Origin of the sequence: Acinetobacter indicus, from assembly GCF_009914475.1 — a bacterium.
GTDB classification, from domain to species: Bacteria; Pseudomonadota; Gammaproteobacteria; order Pseudomonadales; family Moraxellaceae; genus Acinetobacter; species Acinetobacter indicus.
The window spans coordinates 1,962,818-1,986,292 of record NZ_CP045198.1 but is presented as its reverse complement, the minus strand read 5'-3'; the positions used below and the strand labels follow the sequence as shown (position 1 = coordinate 1,986,292).

17 protein-coding genes, 2 pseudogenes and 1 other annotated feature are annotated in these 23,475 nt (G+C 45.7%); of the genes and pseudogenes, 12 read left to right on the top strand and 7 right to left on the bottom strand.

Annotation, left to right across the window (positions count from 1 at the left end):
* Positions 1-45: 45 nt before the first annotated feature.
* Positions 46-1,068, bottom strand: a complete 1,023-nt coding sequence (gene nagZ, locus GA693_RS09795; protein WP_075174639.1) for a beta-N-acetylhexosaminidase — start codon at positions 1,066-1,068, stop codon at positions 46-48.
* A 195-nt stretch (positions 1,069-1,263) separates the two neighbouring features.
* Between nagZ and GA693_RS09790 the strand changes: the two genes are divergently transcribed.
* Positions 1,264-3,456, top strand: a complete 2,193-nt coding sequence (locus GA693_RS09790; protein ID WP_160240960.1) for a carboxy terminal-processing peptidase — start codon at positions 1,264-1,266, stop codon at positions 3,454-3,456.
* A 279-nt stretch (positions 3,457-3,735) separates the two neighbouring features.
* Positions 3,736-5,820: a putative bifunctional diguanylate cyclase/phosphodiesterase gene (locus GA693_RS09785; protein WP_160240961.1), complete on the top strand. Its 2,085-nt coding sequence runs from the start codon at positions 3,736-3,738 to the stop codon at positions 5,818-5,820.
* A 103-nt stretch (positions 5,821-5,923) separates the two neighbouring features.
* On the opposite strand, the pseudogene GA693_RS09780 reads toward GA693_RS09785, so the two are convergent.
* A pseudogene (locus GA693_RS09780) lies at positions 5,924-7,878 on the bottom strand (TonB-dependent receptor); the annotation flags it as partial.
* Positions 7,879-8,383: 505 nt separating this feature from the next.
* On the opposite strand from GA693_RS09780, the gene GA693_RS09775 reads away from it, so the two are divergent.
* The 5 genes from GA693_RS09775 (at position 8,384) to GA693_RS09755 (ending at position 13,607) form a co-directional block, all read left to right on the top strand.
* Positions 8,384-9,973 (top strand): peptide chain release factor 3, encoded by a 1,590-nt coding sequence (locus GA693_RS09775; RefSeq protein WP_160240962.1) that lies wholly within the window; start codon positions 8,384-8,386, stop codon positions 9,971-9,973.
* Positions 9,974-10,052: 79 nt separating this feature from the next.
* Positions 10,053-10,877: a hypothetical protein gene (locus GA693_RS09770; RefSeq protein ID WP_160240963.1), complete on the top strand. Its 825-nt coding sequence runs from the start codon at positions 10,053-10,055 to the stop codon at positions 10,875-10,877.
* Positions 10,878-10,933: 56 nt separating this feature from the next.
* Positions 10,934-11,908, top strand: a complete 975-nt coding sequence (locus GA693_RS09765) for an RsiV family protein (protein ID WP_160240964.1) — start codon at positions 10,934-10,936, stop codon at positions 11,906-11,908.
* The gene (locus GA693_RS09760) at positions 11,908-12,726 is read left to right on the top strand and encodes a TatD family hydrolase (protein WP_160240965.1); all 819 of its coding nucleotides are present in this window, start codon (positions 11,908-11,910) and stop codon (positions 12,724-12,726) included. Before GA693_RS09765 ends, GA693_RS09760 begins: the two co-directional genes overlap by 1 nt.
* Positions 12,727-12,833: 107 nt before the next feature.
* A complete protein-coding gene (locus GA693_RS09755) occupies positions 12,834-13,607 on the top strand; it encodes a tRNA threonylcarbamoyladenosine dehydratase (RefSeq protein ID WP_160240966.1) in 774 nt (257 codons plus the stop codon).
* A 57-nt stretch (positions 13,608-13,664) separates the two neighbouring features.
* Here the strand turns inward: GA693_RS09755 and dusA are convergent, their stop codons facing one another.
* Complete coding sequence (dusA, locus tag GA693_RS09750; protein WP_160240967.1) at positions 13,665-14,687, bottom strand: tRNA dihydrouridine(20/20a) synthase DusA; 1,023 nt, start codon at positions 14,685-14,687, stop codon at positions 13,665-13,667.
* Between the two features lie 133 nt (positions 14,688-14,820).
* On the opposite strand from dusA, the gene GA693_RS09745 reads away from it, so the two are divergent.
* Positions 14,821-15,969 carry a tyrosine-type recombinase/integrase gene (locus tag GA693_RS09745; protein WP_160240968.1) on the top strand — a complete coding sequence of 383 codons (1,149 nt, stop codon included), beginning with the start codon at positions 14,821-14,823 and terminating at the stop codon, positions 15,967-15,969.
* A gap of 75 nt (positions 15,970-16,044) precedes the next feature.
* Here the strand turns inward: GA693_RS09745 and GA693_RS09740 are convergent.
* Positions 16,045-17,288, bottom strand: a protein-coding gene (locus tag GA693_RS09740; protein WP_171502394.1) for an IS3 family transposase whose coding sequence is annotated in 2 segments (ribosomal slippage) — positions 16,045-17,012 and positions 17,012-17,288 — 1,245 coding nt in all. Because the reading frame shifts where the segments join, the coding sequence is not laid out codon by codon here.
* Positions 16,897-17,013: a sequence feature (AL1L pseudoknot), on the bottom strand. It overlaps the preceding gene by 117 nt.
* 38 nt (positions 17,289-17,326) lie before the next feature.
* Between GA693_RS09740 and GA693_RS09730 the strand changes: the two are divergent.
* A pseudogene (locus tag GA693_RS09730) lies at positions 17,327-17,846 on the top strand (CoA transferase); the annotation flags it as partial.
* A 38-nt stretch (positions 17,847-17,884) separates the two neighbouring features.
* Here GA693_RS09730 and GA693_RS09725 read toward each other — a convergent pair.
* From GA693_RS09725 to GA693_RS09715, 3 genes are all read right to left on the bottom strand, one after another.
* The gene (locus GA693_RS09725) at positions 17,885-18,583 is read right to left on the bottom strand and encodes a nitroreductase (protein WP_160240969.1); all 699 of its coding nucleotides are present in this window, start codon (positions 18,581-18,583) and stop codon (positions 17,885-17,887) included.
* Between the two features lie 93 nt (positions 18,584-18,676).
* On the bottom strand, positions 18,677-19,177 hold the full coding sequence (locus tag GA693_RS09720; protein ID WP_104499856.1) for a MarR family winged helix-turn-helix transcriptional regulator: 501 nt from the start codon (positions 19,175-19,177) through the stop codon (positions 18,677-18,679).
* Positions 19,178-19,241: 64 nt separating this feature from the next.
* Entirely contained in the window at positions 19,242-20,009 is a 768-nt protein-coding gene (locus tag GA693_RS09715; protein ID WP_104488002.1) for an enoyl-CoA hydratase/isomerase family protein, read from the bottom strand.
* A gap of 296 nt (positions 20,010-20,305) precedes the next feature.
* Between GA693_RS09715 and GA693_RS09710 the strand changes: the two genes are divergently transcribed.
* Genes GA693_RS09710 through GA693_RS09700 form a run of 3 tightly spaced genes read left to right on the top strand, consistent with a single transcriptional unit; the run spans position 20,306 to position 23,367 of the window.
* Positions 20,306-21,661 carry an MFS transporter gene (locus GA693_RS09710; protein ID WP_160240970.1) on the top strand — a complete coding sequence of 452 codons (1,356 nt, stop codon included), beginning with the start codon at positions 20,306-20,308 and terminating at the stop codon, positions 21,659-21,661.
* Position 21,662: 1 nt separating this feature from the next.
* Positions 21,663-22,415, top strand: a complete 753-nt coding sequence (locus GA693_RS09705; RefSeq protein ID WP_160240971.1) for an electron transfer flavoprotein subunit beta/FixA family protein — start codon at positions 21,663-21,665, stop codon at positions 22,413-22,415.
* Positions 22,416-22,434: 19 nt separating this feature from the next.
* Positions 22,435-23,367 (top strand): FAD-binding protein, encoded by a 933-nt coding sequence (locus GA693_RS09700; RefSeq protein WP_104498205.1) that lies wholly within the window; start codon positions 22,435-22,437, stop codon positions 23,365-23,367.
* Positions 23,368-23,475: the final 108 nt, after the last annotated feature.

The following is a 23,475-nucleotide window of genomic DNA, read 5'->3' as shown; positions in this document are numbered from 1 at the left end:
CAGCATAAAGAAAAAGGAACAGCTTGTCCTGTTCCTTTGTCGGTATTACTGGCCGCTGTCTTTAAAGCGGACAATACGGTCGCGTACTGCCTGCCATTCCGGGCCGAGCTCCAGTACATCACCAATTTGAATTTCTGGAATCTGGCCGCGCATACGTGCTAAACGGGCCTGATTTGGTAACGGTAAATTCTGAATCCCTTCCAGTGCCAGACAGGCGGCGGCACGGTCATTACAGACCAGTCCCATGTCACAACCGGCGTTTAAGGCCGCTTGAATGCGGGCATCGGCACCACCTGCCACACAAGCGGCTTGCATGCTTAAATCATCCGAGAACAGCACGCCATCAAAATTCAGCTGTTGACGTAGCACGGTCTGAATCCAGTACGGAGAGAAACCGGCCGGGTTCGGATCGACCTGATCATAAATTACATGCGCAGGCATTAGGGCATCCAGTTGGGCTTGCAGCTGGATAAAGCTTTGCATGTCTTTTTGCTGAATCTCTGCATAAGAACGTGAATCAATCGCAGCGGCCACATGCGAATCGGCCTTGACCGAGCCATGACCGGGGAAATGCTTGCCGGTGGTGGCCATACCAGCGCGCTGCATGCCACTTAAGAAGGCGCGTGCCAGTACGATAATATCGTCCATATTGCGGGCAAAACTGCGGTCGCCAATGACATCGCTGATGTCATTTAAATCCAGCACCGGGGCAAAACTGAAATCAATACCGACCGCTAATACTTCGGTGGCCATCAGCCAGCCGCACTGTTCAGCCAGCTCGACCGCCAGTTCCGGCTGCTGCTGATACAGCTCGCCAAAACGGCCCATGGCCGGCAGTAGGGTGAAACCCTGTTTTAAACGCTGCACCCGGCCGCCTTCCTGATCGACTGCAATTAAAATATCCGGACGTACCTGACGCATATGATCGGTCAGGGCGCGTACCTGCCGCGGTGATTCAATATTTCGACCAAATAAAATGACGCCACCGACTTGCGGAGCTTGTAAGAGTTGAATATCTTCTTGAGTAAGTGCTGTGCCAGCGATGTCGAGCATCAATGCGCCAATCATATCGGTTCCGGATTCAAATTTTTATCGAAAAACAATACCTGAATTCTGCAATGATTTGCTACATTTTGTCAGCACAGAATATGATAAAACTACACGACATAAACAGATTAAGTTGTTTAAGATTTTGAATCTGCTTGATTCGTCGCTAAGCAACCTTGTACTACTGGTCGAAAACCAAGGAAATACACATTATTTATGAAACTTCAAACGATAGCTTGTGCAGTTGCCGTGGCAACTGGGGGATTCTTCTTTAGTCACGCAATCAACGAAGCCATTGCTGCCAATAATACTGCTGCTGTTTCCAATACCATTGTTCCAACCCGGGAACAGGCCTTGGTGTCACGCCAGTTAGCGACCTTGGTTGACCGTCAGCATTACCTAAACCAGCGTTTAGACAGCAACACCTCCAATCGCATTTTTGATTTCTATATTGACAGTCTGGACCCGGAGCACACCTTGTTCCTGGCCAATGAAGTCGAACAGTACAAGAAAAAATATGGCGCCAATTTTGGGGCCGCCTTAAAAGCCGGTGATTTATCGGGCCCGTATCAGATTCATGCGCATTATCGTGAACGCATGCAGGCCTTCTATCAGTTTATGCTGGCCGAGTTGAAAAAACCGCAGAATTTAAAACAGCCGAATGTCACCATTGAGCTGGACCGTGAAAAAGCACCGTTCTTTAAGACCCAGGCCGAGCAGCGAGCCCACTGGCAAAAAATGCTAGTGTCCCAGCTGATTAACCTGACTATCAGCAAAGAAGAAGAGCAGGCCAAACAAAAAGCCCTCAAGGAAAATCCAGAACTGGCCAATGGGCAAGATTTATCCGGCCCGGAAGATATGACGCCGGTGGAAACCCTGACCAAGCGTTATACCCGTCAGCTGGAACGCATGAGCCGCCTGAAAAGCGACGATGTGCTGGACAAAACCTTAAATGCGATGATGCTGACCTATGATCCGCACAGCAACTATTTCCCGCCTGTTGATGCAATGGAGCTGAACCGTCAGACCACCTTGCAGCTGGAAGGGATTGGGGTGTCGATTCGTCCGGATCGCAGCAATGAAGATTACACCAAGATTGAAACCATTGTTGAAGGCGGACCGGCGAGTAAATCTGGTCAGGTCAAATCTGGCGACCGGATTATTGGTGTCGGTCAGGATGGCGAGAAAATTGTGGATGTGATTGGCTGGCCAAGCAATGAAGTGGTCGGTCTGATTCGCGGTAAACGTGGCACCAAAGTGACCTTGCGTTTACTCGGTCCGGGTGCCTCGATGAGTCAGGCACGTACCGTGACGTTGGTACGTGACATTATTCAGGAAGAAGATGCCGGGGTGCGTAACCGAACCGCGCAAATTCAACGTGATGGCAAAACCTATACCTATGGCGTGATTGAAATTCCATCATTTTATCTGAACTATCGGGCGCGCCGTGCCGGAGTGGAATACCGTTCGGTATCGGAAGACACCAACAATGCCTTGAAAACGCTAGCTGCCAAAAATGTCGACGGGATTATTGTCGATTTACGCAATAACCCGGGCGGCTCACTTGAAGAGGTGGCACGTATGCTGGGTCAGGTGATTAAATCGGGTCCGGTAGTACAAATCCGTGATGGCAATGGCAACGTGAGCGTGTTTGAAGACAATGATGGCGGCGAACAGACCTATGCCGGCCCGCTAGCAGTCCTGATTAACCTGGCTTCGGCTTCTGCCAGCGAGATTTATTCAGCCGCGATTCAGGATTATGAGCGCGGTATTGTGATTGGTAGCACAACCACCGGTAAAGGGACAGCACAGGTGCAGCTGGATACCTTGGCCTATGGTCAGGCCACGCTCACCCAGCGTAAGTTCTACCGGATTACCGGCGGCAGTACCCAGAACAAAGGGGTGATTCCGGACATTAAACTGGTAGATATCTACAATGAAGAATTTGGTGAGCGTAAGGCCAAGAATGCGCTGAAGTGGGACACCATTGCCACCGCACCATTTAAACGTGAGGGCGTGGTGCAGTCTTATGTGCCGCAACTGGCCAAATCTTCGCAGACCCGGGTCAGTATTGATCCGCAGTTCAAGTATCTGACTGAGCGTAAAAATATTGCCAAACAGGCCGAAGAGCGCAAAACGGCGGTACTGGATTTAGATCAGCGCCGTGCCGAGCTGATTGAGCTGGAACGAAAAACCTTAGCTGCTGAAAACATGCGTCGTCAGGCGACCGGTTTGGCGCCGTATCCAAACTGGGAAAGCTATCAGGCCTCACTGGAAGCGCAAGCCGAGTCACGGGCCAAAATGAAAGCCAACCAGCGTCCACCACTGCCGGAAGAAGAAGTCTTTGTGAGCGAAGCGGCCAATGTGTTACTGGATTATAGTCAGTTACAATCAGGCACAGCCAAATAAGACCTTGGGTGTGAGAAAAAGGCCGGTAGATGTACTGGCCTTTTTTGATGCGCTTGAGTTGAATGGCTCAAAAGGCAGATGAGCCGGCAAATCAACATGAAAAATGACGGTTTTCAGGGCGGAAAAACCGCATTTAGGCTTGACCTCAATGCGATAGTATAAGATTCTAGTTTGAGTTTTAATTCCTTGTTTTATTGTTATCTTTTAAAGCGGAAAATTCATGAGTATTTAGCGTTGAGTATAGTAACAACAAAAAAATAACCTATACGGAAGCTTTTTATGGTTCATATTCACTATGACTTTAGCCTGGTGGTAGGTTCAATTGCGGTTGCAATTCTGGCCAGTTATCTGGCTATTTCAACCCAGCAGTTCCTGCTCGGGGGAATCCGCCAGAAATCTGAAAAAGCCATGCTCTTGCTCAGTGGCCTATGCCTTGGCGTTGCTATTTGGGGCATGCATTTTGTCGGGATGCTGGCTTGCCAGTTACCAGCCAATTACGCATTTAATCTGCCGCTAACCATTTTTTCTGGCGTTATTGCCTTTATTGCTTCCACCTTTGCCATCTGGCTGACCACCAAACCCACCCTGCCTTTTGCCCGTCTGGTGATTGGGGCGGTGTTAATGGGACTCGGCATTTCCGGCATGCACTATACCGGTATGCTGGGCATGGTCGTAGAGAATCATCGGACCTATTATGATCCGCTACTGGTGGTGTTTTCGGTGCTCATTGCCATTAGTGGTTCCGGCCTGACCTTCTGGCTGGCGTTTCGTTTTAAAAATACCTTGCTTTACCATCGTCACTATAAGGTGATGATTGCCATTATGATGTCGCTGGCCATTGTCGGGATGCATTATACCGGCATGGCCTCGGTGTCTTACTATCCGATTGATACAGAACGTCTGGATGCGATCTATAAAACCGGTAATGGCATCTTGCTGTTTACCGTGATTTTTGTGACCAGTCTGGTGATGGTTGCCGCCTTTAGTGTGGCCGTGCTGGAGCAGCGTCTGGAAGAACGTAACCGCCAGCTGTCGCTGGTTAACCGTGAGCTGGCCAATCAGGCGGTGCAGGACAATCTGACCAAATTACCCAACCGTTTATATCTGGCTGAATATGCGCATTTGCTGTTTAGCGCCCAGCGCATCAATCAGCAGAATGTCGCGTTTTTATATATTGATCTGGACCGTTTTAAGGCGGTGAATGATGTATTTGGCCATCATGTTGGTGATCAGTTGCTGATTCAGCTGACCACACGACTGCATCAGCAGCTCAAATCACAGGAAAAATTATTAAGAATCGGCGGTGATGAATTCTTGCTGGTGCTGGAGCAGGCCACGGTTGAGGATGCGATTCAGGCGGCAGAAAATGTGCTGCACAGTGTACAGGACAGTTTCCTGATTGCCGGCAAGAGTATTAATATTTCGGCCAGTATTGGTATTGCTATGTACCCGGAGCACGGCAACAACCTGCAAGATGTACTGATGAATGCCGATGCCGCCATGCTGACTTCAAAATATCAGGGCCGTAACACCTATTCGGTGTTTAATTACAGCATTGACCAGCAGGAAACCAAAAGCCAGACCAAGCTGTTAAATGATTTATATAAAGCTGTCGATGAACAGCAGTTTATTCTGTTTTACCAGCCCAAATTTACCACCAGCACCCAGCAGATTTGTGGCGTTGAAGCATTAATTCGCTGGATGCATCCGGTGCATGGTCTGCTGACCCCGAATATGTTTATTAAAGGTGCGGAGAAGTCCGGCCTGATTATCCAGATGGGCTATTGGGCCCTCGAGCAGGCCTGCAAACAGATTCAGCAATGGGAACAGCAGGGACTGAACCTGTTTCCATTGGCAGTCAATCTGTCGGCGGTGCAGTTCGAGCATAAACATTTGTTTAGTACCTTGGAAACCTTATTCTGCCGTTATGCGATTGACCCGAGTCATCTCATGATTGAAATTACCGAAACCACTGCCATGCATCATGTGGAATCGAGTATTCGCAGTTTTAGGCGCTTAAGAGAAATGGGCGTGAAACTGGCGATTGATGATTTTGGCACGGGCCATTCCAGTTTCCTGTATTTAAAAGACCTGCCGGTGGATGAGCTAAAAATTGACCGCGCATTTATTAAAGACCTGTATCGCGATTCCAAAGAAGAAATGATTCTGGAAAGTATTATCCAGCTGGCGACCAAACTGGGATTGACGGTTACCGCAGAAGGGGTGGAAACGCCATTACAGGCCGAAATTCTGGCGCGTTTGGGTTGTCAGCAATTACAAGGTTATTTGCTGTCGATGCCGGTTGAGGTCGAGCGTTTGGAAGACTTGCCGCAAGTACAAAATGAAATTATCGGGTCTGATTAAGGTACTGTTTTTAGATAGCCAGATGTTTCAAAAATCACGGTCGATGGTGCAAGAAAAAATGGTTTGAAAATGGATGCCAGATGACATCCATTTACCCCACATATTAAAAACGATAACGAAGCGCGAGCTGTGCATTCAGTGGGTCGCCCATCATATTGGAATCGTTCCCCTCACCATGTCCTGAGACAAAATAATCACGGTCAAACAGGTTGTTCAGATTTAGTGTTACATCATACTGCGCGGTCTGATAACCCAGCGCGGCATTGAAAACCGCATAGCCTGGCAAGACATTTTTATTGTCCGGCGCACTAAAGCGGGAGGATTCTGCCCGACCACCCACGGCAGCAAACCAGTGTTCATCCAGTTGATACTTTAACCAGAGATTGGCGCTGTTTTTGGGCGTTAATGCGGCCTGTTTGCCGGCCAGACCGATGGTCGATTTTTCAATTTTTCCATCCATATAGGCATAACCCGCCAACAGGGATAATTGATCGCTGAGCTGACCGGTCAAGGACACTTCAACGCCTTGCGTGCTTTGTTCCCCAGCCAGCATCGCCAGCGGCGGATTACTGTCCGGAATTTTATTTTGGATATTGCTCTGCGTCATTTCAAATACGGCCAGGGTCATATTCAGCCGATCATTGATGTCCCATTTGGTCCCGACTTCCAGGTTTCTGGTTTTGGCCGGTTTCAGGTCGGCACTGTTGCTATAAAACACGAATGAATCTGCAAGTGGCTGAAACGACTGATTATAGGCGGCATATAAGGATAAATTTTTGGTCGGTTGATAGACCACGCCCAGGCGAGGGGAGAGGGTCTGGTCATCGCGCTGGATGCTGCTGTTATTTTTCTGATCATGCCTGTATTGGGAAAGATGATCATAACGTACCCCGGCCAAAACCTTGAGCTGTTCATTCAGGCTGATCAGGTCTTGTACATAGACGGCATAATTTTCAAATTCGCTGGCGGTATTGACTCTTGGAGTGGCGGAGGTATCGACCGGTGACCAGTGCGGCAAGACCGGATCATACAAATCGGTCGTGGCTTTTGACCCTAACCAGAATATTTCATCTTTGTGCTGCTGGCTGTATTCCGTGCCGATTAAGGTGTCGTGTTTGATTTGACCAGTATGAAAGACGCCAGATAATTCATTCTGCAAGAAGATGCCATCTTCATCGCGCATGCGTTTAATCTGGCTAAGCGTGATCTGATCTGCTGCTGGACTGGCGTTGCTGTATTCCCGGTCCAAGGCATAATTATAATGCCGGGCGACACCGCGATATTTCAGCTGATCATTGAACTGATGTTCTAGCGTAATCGTCTGGCTGGATACTTCAGTATCGACATTGCCCACATCTTTTGCGTTGGAGGCACCATAGAATATTTTTGGATTGGTACGTGCCGGTCAGCGGGTCCATGGGAAAGCCTTGGTCGGCCAAACGGTCATCGTGCAGATAATCGGCTTGCAAGAGCAGAGTGGTTCGATCTGAAATATCCCATTGTACAGACGGTGCTACAGTTTCCCGATTGACGAAACTCTGATTGCGGTAGCCATCTGAGTGTTCAAGTGCACCGGTCAGGTGGACTTTGATTTGGTCATTGAGGACCTCGACCAAATCAAGTTCGGCACGTTTTTGCCCCAGGCTGCTGCCGATCAGGCTGATTTCATGCAGTGCTTCATCCAGGGTCTTTTTATTGATCCGGTTGATCAGCAGGCCGCCTGCTGAACCTCGGACATATAACACCGAGCCGGGCCCTTTTAGCACTTCCACCCGTTCTACTTGACAGATCACGATAATACAGCGCGTCATCGCGTACCCCATCGACATACTGATCGGAAATAGCCGAAAAGCCGCGAATCATGACCTGATCACGCTGGCCATCTCCGACACTAAAACTTAAACCGGTCACATTCTGCAATGCGCCTTGCAGGGAGGTCACATTCTGTTCTTTTAAGACTTGTTGCGGAACCTCATTCACAATTTGAGGAATATCTTTCAGTGGTACCATACCTTTGCTGGCGGTGGAGGCTTGCTCTACTTGCGTTTTCAGGCTAAGGCTTGCGCTGTCATCAAGCTGAGTGAAGACAGCAAAAAAAGAGAAGATTTCATAACATGCTCTGGATGGACCCCGAAAAAAGTGCATGCAGTGTGGGGAATAAACAGTCTGCTGTAAATGATATTGAATATCACTCTTTATTGATAATAATTGTTATTTAATTGGCTTTAATGAGATATTTAAATCAAAAATATCCGCAGAGAGGATGCTGATTTTCCCTGATTTTTCCAAATGATAAAGAAATATGGGGAGTTCTGTTCTGCGGTGAAAAGCCTAAGTCTTTTAAAACTAAATAGATGGTGATTTTGAAAACTTTTATCGCAAAGTCGCGATCTCCAGATACTTTTATTTTCCACTTAAAATTTAAACCGATTCCGGCCCAAGTGCTCTAATGATTGTTGGCTGAAATCTGCTACAATTGCGCCAATTTTAAGTTATCCCTTCACGGCTTGGATTCACATGAAAATGTGTGTCGCAAACTGTGTATATATTGAAGATTTCCCTTATGTTTAAAGATCAACTCGCGAAAGAAGTCGCGGCGCGCAGGACCTTTGCGATTATTTCCCACCCCGATGCCGGTAAAACCACCATGACAGAAAAACTGCTGTTATGGGGGCAGGCGATTCAGGTGGCGGGGATGGTGAAAAGTCGTAAATCGGATCGGGCGGCGACCTCGGACTGGATGGAAATGGAAAAAGAGCGTGGGATTTCGATTACCACCTCGGTCATGCAGTTCCCGTATAAAGACAAGATGATCAACCTGCTCGATACCCCGGGGCACGAAGACTTCTCGGAAGATACCTACCGGACCTTAACCGCGGTAGACTCGGCACTTATGGTGATTGACGGGGCCAAAGGTGTCGAAGACCGGACCATCAAACTGATGGAGGTGTGTCGTATGCGTGACACGCCAATTATCTCTTTTGTCAACAAAATGGACCGTGAAATCCGTGAGCCTTTAGAGCTGCTGGATGAAATTGAAAACGTCCTGAAAATTAAATGTGTACCAATTACCTGGCCGCTGGGCACCGGGCGTGATTTTGCTGGCGTGTTTAACCTGCTGGAAGAAAAATTTTACGTCTATAAAGCCGGTTTTGGCTCGACTATTCCTGAAATTGAAGTGCGTGATGGCTATGACCATGCTGACCTGCGTGAAAAAGTCGGTGAACTGGCCTGGGCGGCATTTGAAGAATCTTTAGAACTGGTGCAAATGGCCAATGAACCGCTGGATCGTGCAGAGTTCCTGGCGGGGCGTCAAACCCCGGTACTGTTCGGAACCGCACTGGGTAACTTCGGGGTTGACCATGTCCTGAATGCTTTTAGCGACTATGCGCCACCACCAAAAGCACATCCGACTCAGGACCGTGTGGTCGAAGCGACTGAAGAAGGTTTCACGGGCTTTGTCTTTAAAATCCAAGCCAATATGGACCCGAAACACCGTGACCGGATTGCCTTTATGCGGATCTGTTCAGGCAAATATGAAAAAGGTCTGAAGATGAAGCATGTGCGTATTGGTAAAGACGTGCGTATTTCTGATGCTTTAACCTTCCTGGCCGGTGACCGTCAGCATCTGGAAGAAGCATGGCCGGGCGATATTATTGGTCTGCACAACCACGGTACCATCCAGATTGGTGATACCTTCACCTCAGGTGAAAACCTGCAGTTTACCGGTATTCCGCACTTCGCACCGGAAATGTTCCGCCGTGTACGTTTAAAAGATCCGCTAAAATCGAAGCAGCTGCAAAAAGGCTTAAAAGAGCTGTCGGAAGAAGGTGCGACCCAGGTATTTATGCCGCAAAACAGCAATGACCTGATCGTGGGTGCGGTCGGTGTGCTGCAGTTTGAAGTGGTGGCCTATCGTCTGAAAGAAGAATACAAGGTCGATTGTATTTACGAGCCGGTCAGCATCAACACGGTACGTTGGGTCTCTTGTGAAGATGAGAAGAAATTCAACGAGTTCAAGAAAAAAGCCCATGACCAGTTATCGGTGGATGGTGGTGGTCATCTGACTTATCTGGCGCCAAGCCGCGTCAACTTGCAGTTGATGCAGGAGCGTTATCCGGACATCGTGTTCAGTAACACCCGCGAACACTAAAGGGTTATCGCCGTTAAAACAGCTTCTTCGTGAAGCTGTTTTTCTAGGATGAGGAAAATTTCAGGAAGAGAGATCAACAATGCAAACAAAAATCAGTTTTATTGCTTGTGCCGTGCTGGCACTGTCTTTGGGTGGCTGCGACTCATCTTCCCAGAACAATGAATCGGCTGAAGATGCACGTCCTGAAAAAAATATCTTCCAACAGGAAAAGGCTGAGGTGCTGCCATTCCTGCAGATTAAGCAGCAGCCGGCAGAGATTGCTTTGCCATTTTGTGAAAAGAAAAACTGTATTGATCTGGATATTCAAACCATTCAGACGCAGGATCCATGGCTGAACCAGTGGATTGCCAAAAGTCAGGCCAAGGTGATTCAGGACCAGATCGGGCTGAAACAGGACATGAGCCTGCAGCAGGCGGTGAATGCCTATGTGAAAAAATCTGATTCCTGGCAGGCCGAGTTTGCCAAAAATCCGGCCTATGAACTGGCGCTGTATACCCGGCTGGCCTATCAGCGTAACCAGTATGTGTTATTGCAGATAGGGGTGGATAGTCATCAGGAAACGGTAAAAGTTAAAGAGCGTTATTATTTTTTCGTGGCTGATCGTCAACAGCAGCAGGCTTTAACCGCACTGGATATTATTCAGCCCGAGCAGCAAACTGCGATGCATGCAATCGTGCAGCAGGCCTATCAGCAATGGCTGAAAGAACAGAGTACAGAGGTGCAAAATACCGCACCGAAAACCTTATATTGGGGACAGGCCGACTGGTTCTTTGATCATGAAGGTATGGGGCTGCATTATCGCACCCATGAAATTGTGAAAGATGGAACACAGCTTGATATTTACTTAACGAAAGCACAAACTCAACAAGTTGTAAAAGCTGAAATTTATTCGCGCATGTTTTAATAATCAGAACATCCGCTTTGAATCTGGGATGCACAAAAGGCAATAAAGGTTATTCAATGTTAAAGCAAAAAACAGCATGGGTGATGAGTGTCTTGGCCGTGTCCATGGCATTGACCGCATGTCAGCCCAAAAATAATGAACCGAAACAGGAACAGCAGGCGCAGGCCGCAGAAGTTGAACAGCAGGCGCTAAAACTGATTGGCGAGCCGGAAAAGCTGCAGCTGAACTTGCCGGAATGTGAAGGTAAAAACTGCCCCGAGCTTTCTGTTGAGCGTTTGCAGAGTAACCAGCCTTTTGTCGATGAGCAGATTGATCAGTACATTCTTAAAGAACTGAACCAGACCCTAGAAATTGCTCCGGCAGATAAACCTCTGAATGTTGAAGCACCAGCCTCTGCGGCAGAGCCAGCTTCCTCGGCACAGGCACTGACGCAAATTCCAACGCCAAAACAGAAACTGGAACAGCAGGTGCAGCCCTTTATTGCGGCCTTCTTAAGTCTGGATCAGGAAATCAAGGCATTGAGTGCCAATCATCAGATTAGCCTGATGATTAAACCAAAAATTTTAAATTCGGAAGGGCCACTGGCCACCGTGGTGGTAAATAGCAGCAGCTATCTGGGCGGTGCACATGGCGCTACTGCGCAAACCTATTTTAATTTTGATCTGGAGCAGAAAAAGCAGGTCAAACTGGCTGACATCTTGCAGCCGAAGCAACGAGCCGCTTTGGAAGCTGCCGCCTATGACGCCTTTAAGCAATGGGTGGTAGACAGCAAACTGGCCAATAATGTTGCCGAGTACGAGCAGGCCTGGAAATTCAAGCTGTCGGATAATTTCTATCTGGGGCAGCAGGGCCTGATTCTGCAATATGCTGAATATGAAATTGGTCCGTATGTGGTCGGTTTGCCACGGCTGATGATTCCTTATACAGAGCTACAGCAGGTATTGAAAAAACCGTATTTGCCGGCACCCGAAGCGCCAGCCAGCGAAGCCACTACAGCAGCTGCGTCCAGCGCTGACGCGAAAACCATCTAATGGCATTGGCACTGTTTGATACCCATACCCACTTTGATGTGGCGGATTTTGATGCCGATCGGGAGCAACTGGCCTATCAGGCGAAGCAGGCGGGTGTCGAACAGCTGATTTTAATTGGCTTTGTGCAGTCGCGTTTTCAGCAGTTACTGAATACCCATCAATGGCTGAACCGTTTAAGCCAGGCGCCGCGAAGCCATCTGGCACCGGGATTACATCCGTTTTATATCGAGCAGCATCAGCCGCAACATCTGCTGGATTTAGAACAGTTATTGCGTGAACAGGACTGCGTTTCGGTTGGTGAAATTGGCCTGGATACCTTTTTAAAGCAGCATAAACAGCCCGAGCTGTATCAGAAACAGCAGAAGTATTTTACCGCCCAGCTGGAGCTGGCACGGCAGTTTCAGCGTCCGGTATTGCTGCATATTCGTAAATCCCATGCCGATGTGCTGGCGCTGCTAAAACAGCAGAATTTTAGCTATGGCGGAATTGCCCATGCCTTTAGTGGCGGTGTTGAAGAAGCCAAAGCCTTTATCAAACTGGGTTTTAAAATTGGCGTGACCGGACAAATTACCAATCCGAATGCCAAGAAACTGCATCGGGTGGTGCAGGAGCTGGGCCCAGAACATCTGGTGCTGGAAACCGATTGTCCGGATATGACACCGCTGTGCTGCCAGTCCTCGACCGAGCAGCGCACCCGCAATACGCCGGCCAATTTGCCTTATGTACTTGAAGGACTGGCGCAAAGCCTGCAGATGGAGCAGACAGCACTGGCTGAGATGATCTGGCAGAATTCGTTACAGGCTTTACATCTGGCCTAAAATTTAAATCTCTCGCTGATGTTGCGCCGTGCAAAAATCCTCCAATCTCACACGCCATGTGAAAAAACCGTTAAAATAAGCCCTCCTGTATAAGATTTGATTGTGCAATGACTGAACTGCTCCAAGATGATGAATATGACCGCCGTTTTGCCGGTGTTGCCAAAATTTATGGTGAGGACAGCTTTCAGTATTATGCCAACAGTCATGTCATGGTGATTGGTATCGGCGGGGTCGGTTCCTGGGCGGTTGAAGCCTTGGCACGAACTGGTATTGGTGAGCTGACCCTGGTGGATATGGATGTGGTGGCCGCTTCCAACATCAACCGGCAATTACCGGCCATGAGCAGCACTTTGGGCCATGAAAAAATTGAAATTATGGCCGAGCGTTGCCGTGCTATTAATCCACGCATCAAGATCAACCTGATTGATGATTACCTGACCCCGGACAATGTCAAAGACCTGCTGGCGCATACGCCCGATGTGGTGCTGGACTGTATTGATGATGTCAAAGCCAAGCTGGCGCTGATGCTGCATTGCCGCTTTAATAAAGTGCCGCTGATTGTGTCTGGTGGTGCCGGCGGCAAACTCGATCCGCTGAAAATTCGTGTGGCCGATTTATCTAAAACCGAACAGGACCCGATGCTGGCCAAACTGCGTGCCCAGTTGCGTAGCAAAGGCATTTGTAAAAAGCCGAAAGAGAAGTTCGGGATTACCTGCGTCTATTCAATTGATAATCCGTTTTCCAGTGCCGATGTCTGTGCCAGTGCCGGGCTGCGCTGTGGTGGCTATGGTTCGGCGGTGGTGGTTACTTCCAGTTTTGCGATGGTGGCGGTGGCCGAAGTTTTGAAAAAACTCGATCAGCTAAAAGCCAAACAGGCATAATCCGGTTACGATCTGATTCTAAAAAAAGCCCTCAATTGAGGGCTTTTTGTTGATCTTTTAAGGCTGAACAGCGTGTTCCTGCAGATAGTTTTCAGTACGCTGCATCGCGGCCTGAATATTCTGAATGGCCACTTCCACATCTTTTAAGGTTTTGGCATTGCCGCCACTTAAGGCCTGACGCCATTTGCGTGCGCCTGGCAAGTTCTGGAACAGGCCCAGAATATGACGGGTGATAATCGACAGCGGTGCACCTTCAGCCACGCGCTGTGCGATATATGGCATCATCTGCTGCATAATCTCGAAACGGTCCGGGAGGGGCAGATTCCAGAAATGTCCCAGTTCGGCCAGTAAATACGGATTGTGATAGGCTTCGCGGCCAATCATCACCCCATCGACATGCTGTAAATGTGCCTGTGTTTCTGCCAGGGTTTTAATGCCGCCGTTAATTTCAATGATCAGCTCCGGGCGATCCTGCTTTAAACGGTAAACATCTTCATAGCGTAAAGGCGGCACTTCACGGTTTTCTTTGGGTGATAGGCCTTGTAACAGTGCAATCCGGGCATGCACGATAAAATTATTGCAGCCGGTTTTGGCAACGGTATCGACAAAATGCAGCATTTCTTCATACGAATGCATGTCATCAATCCCGATCCGGTGTTTAACCGTCACTGGAATATCCACCGCATGACGCATTGCTGCGATACATTCTGCCACCAGATCAGGCTCGGCCATCAGGCAGGCGCCAATTTTATTGTTCTGCACGCGGTCGCTTGGGCAGCCGACATTCAGGTTAACTTCATCATAGCCCCAGTCTTGCGCCATTTTGCTACAGGTGGCCAGATCTTGAGAATTGGAGCCGCCGAGTTGCAGCACAATTGGATGTTCTTCCTGATTAAACTCCAGATGGCGTTTGGCATCGCCATGAATAATGGCGCCGGTGGTGACCATTTCTGTGTATAAAATCACGTTTGGATTAAACAGACGCGCAAAGAAACGATAATCCCGGGTGGTCCAGTCCATCATCGGGGCAACACTGATTCTCGGAGATTGAGTGTTTTCAATGTTTTTGTTAATAGTCATTAAAAATCATACCTTTAATCTATATTCTGCAACCTGCGAGAATCTGTTTGAACCTGTGTTTAGGTGGGTGAATCCGTTTTCATTTACACCAAATTTTACACCATAATAGGAAAAATAGCTTTTGGTGTAAATTATGGGGTCAATTACAGCAAGGAAAGGTGCAGATGGTAAAGTTAACTATCGTGCTGCGATTCGAATCACTCGAAAGGGCTTTCCTGCTTTTTCTGAAAGTAAAACATTTCACTCAAAGAAATTAGCTGAAAACTGGATTAAGAAACGAGAAGTCGAAATTCAAGAAAATCCTGATATTTTGCTTGGCAAAGAAAAGTTGATTGATCTGACCTTATCAGATGCCATAGATAAATATTTGGATGAAGTCGGGAGCGAGTACGGAAGGACGAAACGCTATTCTCTGCTCTTAATTAAGAAGCTGCCAATTGCGAGAAATATTATCACAAAAATAAAATCAGTACATTTGGCTGAGCATGTAGCTTTAAGAAAAGCGGGTATACCTAGTCTTGGGCTAGAGCCAATAGCTACCAGTACACAACAACATGAATTATTGCATATCCGAGGAGTCCTTGCTCATGCTGCGGTGATGTGGGAAATGGACATTGATTTAAATAGCTTTGATAAGGCTACTGCTCAGTTAAGAAAAACACGTCAAATATCCTCCAGTCAAAAAAGAGACCGACTGCCTTCAAGAGATGAATTGATTGCATTGACGAAGTATTTTGCAGAACGATGGAAGTTAAATCGTTATGGCTCTAAATACCCAATGCATTTGATTATGTGGTTTGCAATTTTCTCATGCAGACGTGAAGCTGAATTAACACGATTGTATCTTCGAGATTATGACCCACATCATTCAACGTGGAAAGTGCATGATCTAAAGAATCCGAATGGCTCTAAAGGCAATCACAAATCATTTGATGTTCTTGATTCTTCTAAGGAAATAATTAAGAGATTAAAGCATTCAGAAGTCCGTGACCGGATGCTGAAGCTTGGACATAATGAAAATTTGTTATTGCCTTTGAATCCCAAAAGTTTGGGTAAAGAGTTTAGAGAAGCTTGTAAAATTTTGGGGATTGAAGATTTACGATTTCATGACTTGAGACATGAAGGCTGTACTCGATTAGCTGAACAGAGTTTTACTATTCCTGAAATTCAGAAAGTAAGTTTGCACGATTCTTGGGGGAGTTTACAGCGTTATGTATCAGTGAAAGCGAGAAGAAATATATTACAGTTGGAGGAGGTGCTACGCCTCATCGATGAAACGTAGCAAAATCTTTGGATGCCTCTGAATATTGCTTATCAAAGACAGCGAGGGTGTAAATAATTCTGTGTAAATACAGTTTTAAAAATACTTGGTTACACGCTCTTCAAACATGATACTAAAGCGATTCATGGCAGCTTTCCAATTCTGAATAGGCATCGTCCATTTTTTGCTTGCTGCCATAATTGCTAAATATACCACCTTTTTCACGGAATCATCAGTTGGGAAGATTTTTCTTTTCTTGGTTGCATGGCGGATAACGCTGTTCAATGATTCAATCACCTCTGTTTTGTATAAGCCATTCACCGTTTCAGCCAGAGCATTATCGTATGAATCACCAGTTGTACCGACTGATGCTCGTAAATTTGCAGCTTCTAAACGATTGGTATAGCGAATAGAAAGATATTGAACACCTCTATCGGAATGATGAATCACATTCTTTGGCATGCCTCGATCGTGCAATGCTTGCTCAAGTGCATCGAGTACCATATCTGTATTCATCCGTGTAGATACTTTCCATCCAACAATTGCTCGTGAGAACACATCAATAATAAAGGCGGTATAGACCCAGCCTGAATTTGTTTGAATATAGGTAAAGTCAGCAACCCACAAGTGATTAGGCTGATCAGCTCTAAAATTCCGTTTCACCAAGTCAGGTGCTCGTTTTTGGTCATCTCGGCTACGGGTCGTTTGTTTATTCTTACCTCGCCAAACACCTTGTATACCTAGCTTTTTCATTAATCGAGCAACAGTACAGCGTGCAATCACATAGCCTTCACGTTTCAGTTTTTGCCAGACTTTACGTACACCATACCGACCTGAACTTTCTTTCCAAATACGTTTGATTTGCTCTGCATGATGTAAATCATGCAGAGCACGTTTCGCTCGATGTTCTGGGTTATCAACGAGATCTAAAGCCCGATAATAGGTCGAAGCTGCAATTGGTAAAATTCTACAAATCGCTTCAACACCATATCGATCTTTATTGTTATGGATAAAATCCACCATTATTTGTGTGGGCGGTCGAGCTCCGCCTGGGCGAAAAAAGCGGCTGCTTTACGTAGAATTTCATTGGCACGTTTTAATTCTTTAATTTCACGTTCCATTTGCTTCATTTTTTCTTGGTCAGATACCTGTTGTACTTTGGCGGGATTTTGTTGATCTAAGTATTTTTGATACCAAACACGTAGTGTTTCAGGAGTACAGCCAATTTTAGGACCAATTGCGGAAACTGCTGTCCAAGTAGAAGGATAATCTTTTTCAGATTCAATTAGTAATTGAACCGCTCTTTCTCTAATTTCGGGGGTATAGTTTGGTTTTTTCATCGGAATAGTCTCTCAGAATATTGAGTCTCCGACAAACCCGGTACGGTTCAGTCAATATCGTCCCGTACCAAGTTTTTAAGGCGAAGCGAGGTGAGTTTATTATCGCTTGCGGTAATGACCAGCAGTTTCAGATGTTATGTGACAGTATTGGCTTGCCAGAACTTTCTCAAAATCCAAAATTTGTAAAAAATAAGGACCGTGTGACCCATCGTGAAGAAATTACTGCGTTATTGCAGCAGCATTTTATGACTCAACCCGCACAATATTGGGTTGAACGTATTCACGCGGTGAAGGTTCCGGTTGGTATGATTAATGATTTAAAGCAAGCATTAGAAGAAGAGCAGGTGATATCCCGTAAAATGCTCGTCAGGATGGAGCATCCATTAGGTTCCGATTATCTTTCGATTGGTTTACCCATTAAATTGTCTGAAATACCAGTCCAATATGTTAAAGCACCTCCTTTATTGGGGTGAGGATAAAGATAAAATTTTAAACCGTTTTGTTTCTGAAGATGAATTGAAAGCTTTAAAGCATAAAAATATCGTTCAACAAGGCTAAAGTAAAAGGCACCTTATGTGCCTTTTAATCTTCTGATTTTAATCACAGAAAACAGCAAACTCTTCGGCAGGAACACGCGGTGTATGTAATTGATTCACTGCTTGAGTTTGATCTGCATATCCCAATGCCACAGCGCAAACCAATTCTTCATTTTCCGGAATGCCAAGAACCTTGGCTACAATTTGATGAAATGGATTCCATGCGGCTTGAGGGCAGCTATCAATTCCACGTGCTTTGGCTGCGATCATGACATTTTGAATCATCATCGCAATGTCCATTTTTGAGCCAGTTTCTAAAGTCGTGCTTAAAGTAAAAAATAGGCCTACGGGAGCATCAAATAGCTGATAATTACGTAAATGTTGCTGCTGCATTTTCTGCTGTTCACCTTTTTTAATATCTAGCAAACCGTAAAGTCCCCATCCGTTTTCACGGCGGCGCTCAATAAATGGCGACGTCCATTGCTCAGGATAATACTTAAACGTTTCTTGATAAAGGCTCGCAATTTCAGGCTGTTCAAAAATCTGGCTTTGTGCTGCACAGACCTGCTGAATCAGCTCATTGCGTTTTTGGCCAGTCACGACATACACTTTCCAAGGTTGAATATTGTTGCCTGAGGGTGCACGGCAGGCGATATTTAAAATATCTTTGATGGTCTGTGTATCAAGTGGGGTATTTTTAAAAGCACGTACAGAATGCCTTGAGGTAATGGCTTGATCGACCAAGGTATGTTGCTGCATTTGAAACTCCTTTTAATCTTCATATTTTGATTTTTTTTAACTTTTTAAATTTTATCAGTCCAAAGCCTTAGGCATCGCTAGAAATAAAAAATCCTACTCATTCGTGTCAGCATCAGGTTGTGCAAGGTGGATCTGTTTGAGGCCCGTATTCAACTTGTTGAGTAAGTGGATTAAACTGGCTAAATCATCCAAGGCAAAGCCAGACATGGCTTGATGATAGAACTGAAAAAATTGCTCCTGTAAGCCAAGCCAGCTTTGTTGTCCGGATGGCGTGAGCGCTACATTTTTAGCCCGTTTGTCTTGATGAGAGATGACACGCTGTACACTGCCTTCACGCTCTAATCGTTTTAAAACATTATCTAAACTTTGCCGGCTAATCCCTAAATATTCGGTTAAATCAGAAAATGACATGCCTGCATCATTGAGGTGCGGGCGCGAAAGTGCACCCATCACTGCCCAATGCACGGGTGAAATACCGAGTTCATTTAAACATTGGCGATCGAGACTATTACCTACCTGAAATAATCGAAAAAACAGCCGATTATGAATCGTATATAAAGATGGATCGTAAATTCCAAGTTTTGAATCAGACATGGTGATTAAGCACATTTTCTATTGATATTTGCAGCTAGTATATCGGCTCAGAACATAAGTACAGCTATTTTTGAGCAAAATTCGCTGCCCGTTTTTCTAAAAACGCCTGTATGCCTTCAGCAGCATCAGCGCTTTGGCTGCATTCTACAAAGAGTTCAGCTTCCAATTCGAGCCCCTGATGGATATTTAAATCGGATGCGGATTGAACCGCTTGCATAATTTGCTGAATCGCTGCTGGAAATTGCATTGCCAATGAATCTAAATACGTTTTTCCGCTTTCAATCGGATCTTGCATTTCGATGATTTGATTCACCAAGCCGATGTTATAGGCTTCTTCTGCAGACACAATTTTGCCGCTGGCAACCATTTCAAGCGCTTTTGATACGCCAATTAAACGCGGTAAGCGCTGTGTTCCGCCATAGCCAGGAATTAAACCGAGTTTTATTTCAGGAAGCCCAAGACCGGCAGCAGGGCTGCAAATCCTAAATGTACAGGCCAAAGCCAGTTCAAGTCCGCCGCCCAAAGCCATGCCATGAATACTGGCCAGTGTTGGAAATTTTAATTCGTGTATTTGCTGGAATAAGGCCTGACCCGTTTGTATTTTATGCAGATGTTCTGCGGGACTTTTATTCAGTAATTCTGTGATGTCTGCACCTGCGCAAAAGGCTTTGCCTTCACCCGTGAAAATGGCTGCACGCAGATTCAGTGCTGAAATTTCGGATACGATTTCCTGTAATTTTTCAATCATATCTGCATTCAATGCATTTCTTGCCTCAGGGCGATTCAATCGAATAACCGCAATATTGTTTTCATAGTGAAGTTCAGCAGGCATGTTCCATTTCCTTGGAAAATCAGATTTATAAAAAGCATAGGCTGAATCGCTTTTATGTCAATATCTAAATATAAATAAATTTAAAATAAGCCATTTATAAGGGTTTTATATTTATATATATGTAATAGCATTGACATAAAAAAAATCATTCATTAATCTGATCTGGCTGTTTATTCAACAAGTTCGGGTTTTGATTTCTGTCAGAAATATCCAGAATGCAATTGGATGTGTATGGCTGACAGAGTGCTAAAAACAGTAATGAACTAAAACAACAATAACAATCAAGGAGTTGATTGATGAGTCAAGTCGATATGCAGAGTTTAGCGAGTGAAGCTAAATTCAACGGTTTTCATGCCAAAGTTTTAATGTGGTGCATGCTGATTATTATTATCGATGGATATGATATTTCTGTTGCAGGTGCAGCTTTACCTTCGATTATGGAACAAATGAATGTAAGTGCTTCAACGGCCGGATTTATGGCGAGTTCAGCGCTATTTGGAATGATGGTTGGCGCTATTTTTTTTGGTGGTCTCGCCGATAAAATTGGCCGCCGCCTCACCATTGCCATTTGTGTATTTTTATTCAGTGCTTTTACTGCGATAGCAGGTTTAACTGATGATCCTGTGACATTCAGTATTGTGCGTTTTATTGCGGGATTAGGCATTGGTGGCGTAATGCCGAATGTGGTTGCGCAAATGACGGAATATTCACCGAAAAAAGTGCGTAATGTCATGACCTCATTGATGTTTTCGGGTTATGCCGTAGGCGGAATTTTAGCGGCGGTTTTAGGCAAGCAGTTCATTGTGCAATATGGCTGGCAGGTGGTGTTCTATGCGGCAGGTGTACCGGTCGTTTTGCTGCCTTTTATCTTAAAATCTATGCCAGAATCTGTGGTTTATTTGGTGAAGCACAATAAACAGGCCGAACTGCGTAAGATTGCAGAGCAAATTAAACCGCAAGCACAATTCCCTGCGGATGCGGTTTTTGTCAATGGTTCATCAAATAGTAATTTAAAACCGACAGTGGGGCTGTTATTCAGTGACGGACGTGCTTTTAGTACGCTGATGTTTTGGGTGGCATTTTTTACCTGCCTGTTTATGGTTTATGCGTTAAGCACCTGGCTCACCAAATTAATGGCAATGTCAGGCTACTCATTGGGTTCAGCACTTACTTTTGTAATCGCTCTGAATATTGGCGCAATTGTTGGTGCAGTTGGCGGCGGTTGGTTAGCAGATCGCTTCCACATTAAATGGGTACTGGTCATTATGTATGCCTTGGGCAGTGTTTTTCTGTATTTAATGACCTTGCCTATGTCGACTAGCATGCTGTATTTCATTATTGCCGTTGTGGGCGCTTGTTCAACAGGGGCGCAAATCGTTGCATATTCATACTGCGGTCAATTTTATCCAAGCGTGATCCGTTCAACAGGAATTGGTATGGCATCAGGTGTTGGGCGTTTAGGCGCAATTGGTGCACCGCTATTAATTGGTTTTATTGTGGCTTTAAATTTACCGATTCAGCAAAACTTCTTTGTGATTGCTTTAGCAGGTTTAATTGGCGCTGTGGCTTTATCTCTGATTAATAATAAGCGTGCAGATATGGTGCAAGTACAGAGTAAAACCAATTTTAATTTAAAAGCTGAGGAAGCGTAATATGAAAGCTGTGGTTGCTGTAAAACGTGTGGTTGATGCCAACGTTAAAGTTCGTGTTAAACCGGACAACAGTGGTGTTGACTTAACTAACGTTAAAATGTCAATTAATCCATTCTGTGAAATCGCAGTGGAAGAAGCGGTTCGTTTAAAAGAAAAAGGAACTGTTTCAGAAATCATTGTTGTTTCTATTGGTCCTAAAGAAGCGCAAGAACAAATCCGTTCTGCAATGGCGCTGGGTGCTGACCGCGGTATTCTGGTTGAAGCTGATGACAGCCAACTAGGTGCGCTGGAAATCGCTAAAATTCTGAAAGGCGTTGTAGACGCTGAGCAACCACAATTGATCCTTCTGGGTAAGCAAGCAATTGATGATGACTCGAATCAAGTGGGTCAGATGCTTGGCGCTCTAATGGGTGCTGGCCAGGGTACATTCGCTTCTGAAGTAAAAGTAGATGGCGACAAAGTACAAGTAACACGTGAAGTAGACGGCGGTTTACAAACTGTTGAGCTGACACTTCCAGCAATCATTACCACGGACTTGCGTTTGAACGAGCCACGTTATGCGGCACTTCCAAACATCATGAAAGCGCGTAAAAAACCGCTGGACACTAAATCTCCTGCTGATTATGGCGTTTCTGCTTCAACTAAACTGAAAACAGTGAAAGTTGAATCACCTGCAGAGCGTAAAGCTGGCGTACAAGTGAAGTCTGTAGACGAGCTTGTAGAAAAATTGAAAAACGAAGCGAAAGTGATCTAATACAGAAGGATAAAAAATCATGAGTATTTTAGTTATCGCTGAGCACGACAATAAAGCACTTAACGGTGCAACACTAAATGTTGTAGCTGCAGCACAAAAAATCGGTGGTGATATCACTGTATTGGTTGCTGGTTCAGGCGTACAAGCTGTTGCTGACCAAGCAGCAAAAGTTGCAGGAGTAAGCAAAGTATTACTTGCTGACAATGCTGCATATGCAAACCAATTGGCTGAAAATGTAGCGAAGCTTGTTGCTTCAATTGGTACAGGTTATTCACACATTCTTGCGGCGTCTACAACGACGGGCAAAAACGTACTTCCACGTGCTGCAGCACTTCTTGATGTTAGTATGATCACTGACATTATCGCTGTTGAAGGTCCTAAAACTTTCAAACGTCCAATCTATGCAGGTAACGCAATTGCAACCGTAGAGTCTGGTGAGTCTGTTGTTGTTGCAACTGTTCGTGGTACAGCATTTGATGCTGTAGCAAGCGATGGTGGTGCGGCTAGCGTTGAAGCTGCTGCGTCTACTGGCGATGCGGGTCTTTCTAAATTCATTTCAGAAGAAATTGTGAAATCTGAACGTCCAGAATTAACCGCTGCACGCATCGTGGTTTCTGGTGGTCGTGGTGTGGGTTCAGGTGAAAACTATCACAAGATCCTTGATCCGCTAGCTGACAAGCTGGGTGCTGCTCAAGGTGCATCTCGTGCAGCAGTGGATGCCGGCTTCGTTCCTAACGACATGCAAGTCGGTCAAACTGGTAAAATCGTTGCGCCTGAGCTATACATCGCTGTTGGTATTTCTGGTGCGATCCAGCATTTGGCAGGTATGAAAGAGTCTAAAGTGATCGTTGCGATCAACAAAGATGAAGAAGCGCCAATTAACGCAGTAGCTGACTACTGGTTAGTGGGTGACTTGAATACTGTAGTTCCGGAATTGGTGTCTCATATTTAAAGATATTTGATGACTTAAATTAAAAAGCCAGTCTGTATAAACAGGCTGGCTTTTTAATGGGTTACTATTCATTCAATTGAGCTAAATAAATGTATATAGACTGAGGTG

Bases quoted from the DNA above. Each gene is read 5' to 3' on its own strand.
- GA693_RS09760 (WP_160240965.1), top strand. From the start codon at position 11,908: ATGGCATTGGCACTGTTTGATACCCATACCCACTTTGATGTGGCGGAT.
- GA693_RS09725 (WP_160240969.1), bottom strand. From the start codon at position 18,583: ATGCAGCAACATACCTTGGTCGATCAAGCCATTACCTCAAGGCATTCT.
- GA693_RS09700 (WP_104498205.1), top strand. From the start codon at position 22,435: ATGAGTATTTTAGTTATCGCTGAGCACGACAATAAAGCACTTAACGGT.
- GA693_RS09785 (WP_160240961.1), top strand. From the start codon at position 3,736: ATGGTTCATATTCACTATGACTTTAGCCTGGTGGTAGGTTCAATTGCG.
- GA693_RS09755 (WP_160240966.1), top strand. From the start codon at position 12,834: ATGACTGAACTGCTCCAAGATGATGAATATGACCGCCGTTTTGCCGGT.
- nagZ (WP_075174639.1), bottom strand. From the start codon at position 1,068: ATGATTGGCGCATTGATGCTCGACATCGCTGGCACAGCACTTACTCAA.
- GA693_RS09710 (WP_160240970.1), top strand. From the start codon at position 20,306: ATGAGTCAAGTCGATATGCAGAGTTTAGCGAGTGAAGCTAAATTCAAC.
- GA693_RS09775 (WP_160240962.1), top strand. From the start codon at position 8,384: ATGTTTAAAGATCAACTCGCGAAAGAAGTCGCGGCGCGCAGGACCTTT.
- GA693_RS09745 (WP_160240968.1), top strand. From the start codon at position 14,821: ATGGGGTCAATTACAGCAAGGAAAGGTGCAGATGGTAAAGTTAACTAT.
- GA693_RS09770 (WP_160240963.1), top strand. From the start codon at position 10,053: ATGCAAACAAAAATCAGTTTTATTGCTTGTGCCGTGCTGGCACTGTCT.
- GA693_RS09720 (WP_104499856.1), bottom strand. From the start codon at position 19,177: ATGTCTGATTCAAAACTTGGAATTTACGATCCATCTTTATATACGATT.
- GA693_RS09715 (WP_104488002.1), bottom strand. From the start codon at position 20,009: ATGCCTGCTGAACTTCACTATGAAAACAATATTGCGGTTATTCGATTG.
- GA693_RS09790 (WP_160240960.1), top strand. From the start codon at position 1,264: ATGAAACTTCAAACGATAGCTTGTGCAGTTGCCGTGGCAACTGGGGGA.
- GA693_RS09705 (WP_160240971.1), top strand. From the start codon at position 21,663: ATGAAAGCTGTGGTTGCTGTAAAACGTGTGGTTGATGCCAACGTTAAA.
- GA693_RS09765 (WP_160240964.1), top strand. From the start codon at position 10,934: ATGTTAAAGCAAAAAACAGCATGGGTGATGAGTGTCTTGGCCGTGTCC.
- dusA (WP_160240967.1), bottom strand. From the start codon at position 14,687: ATGACTATTAACAAAAACATTGAAAACACTCAATCTCCGAGAATCAGT.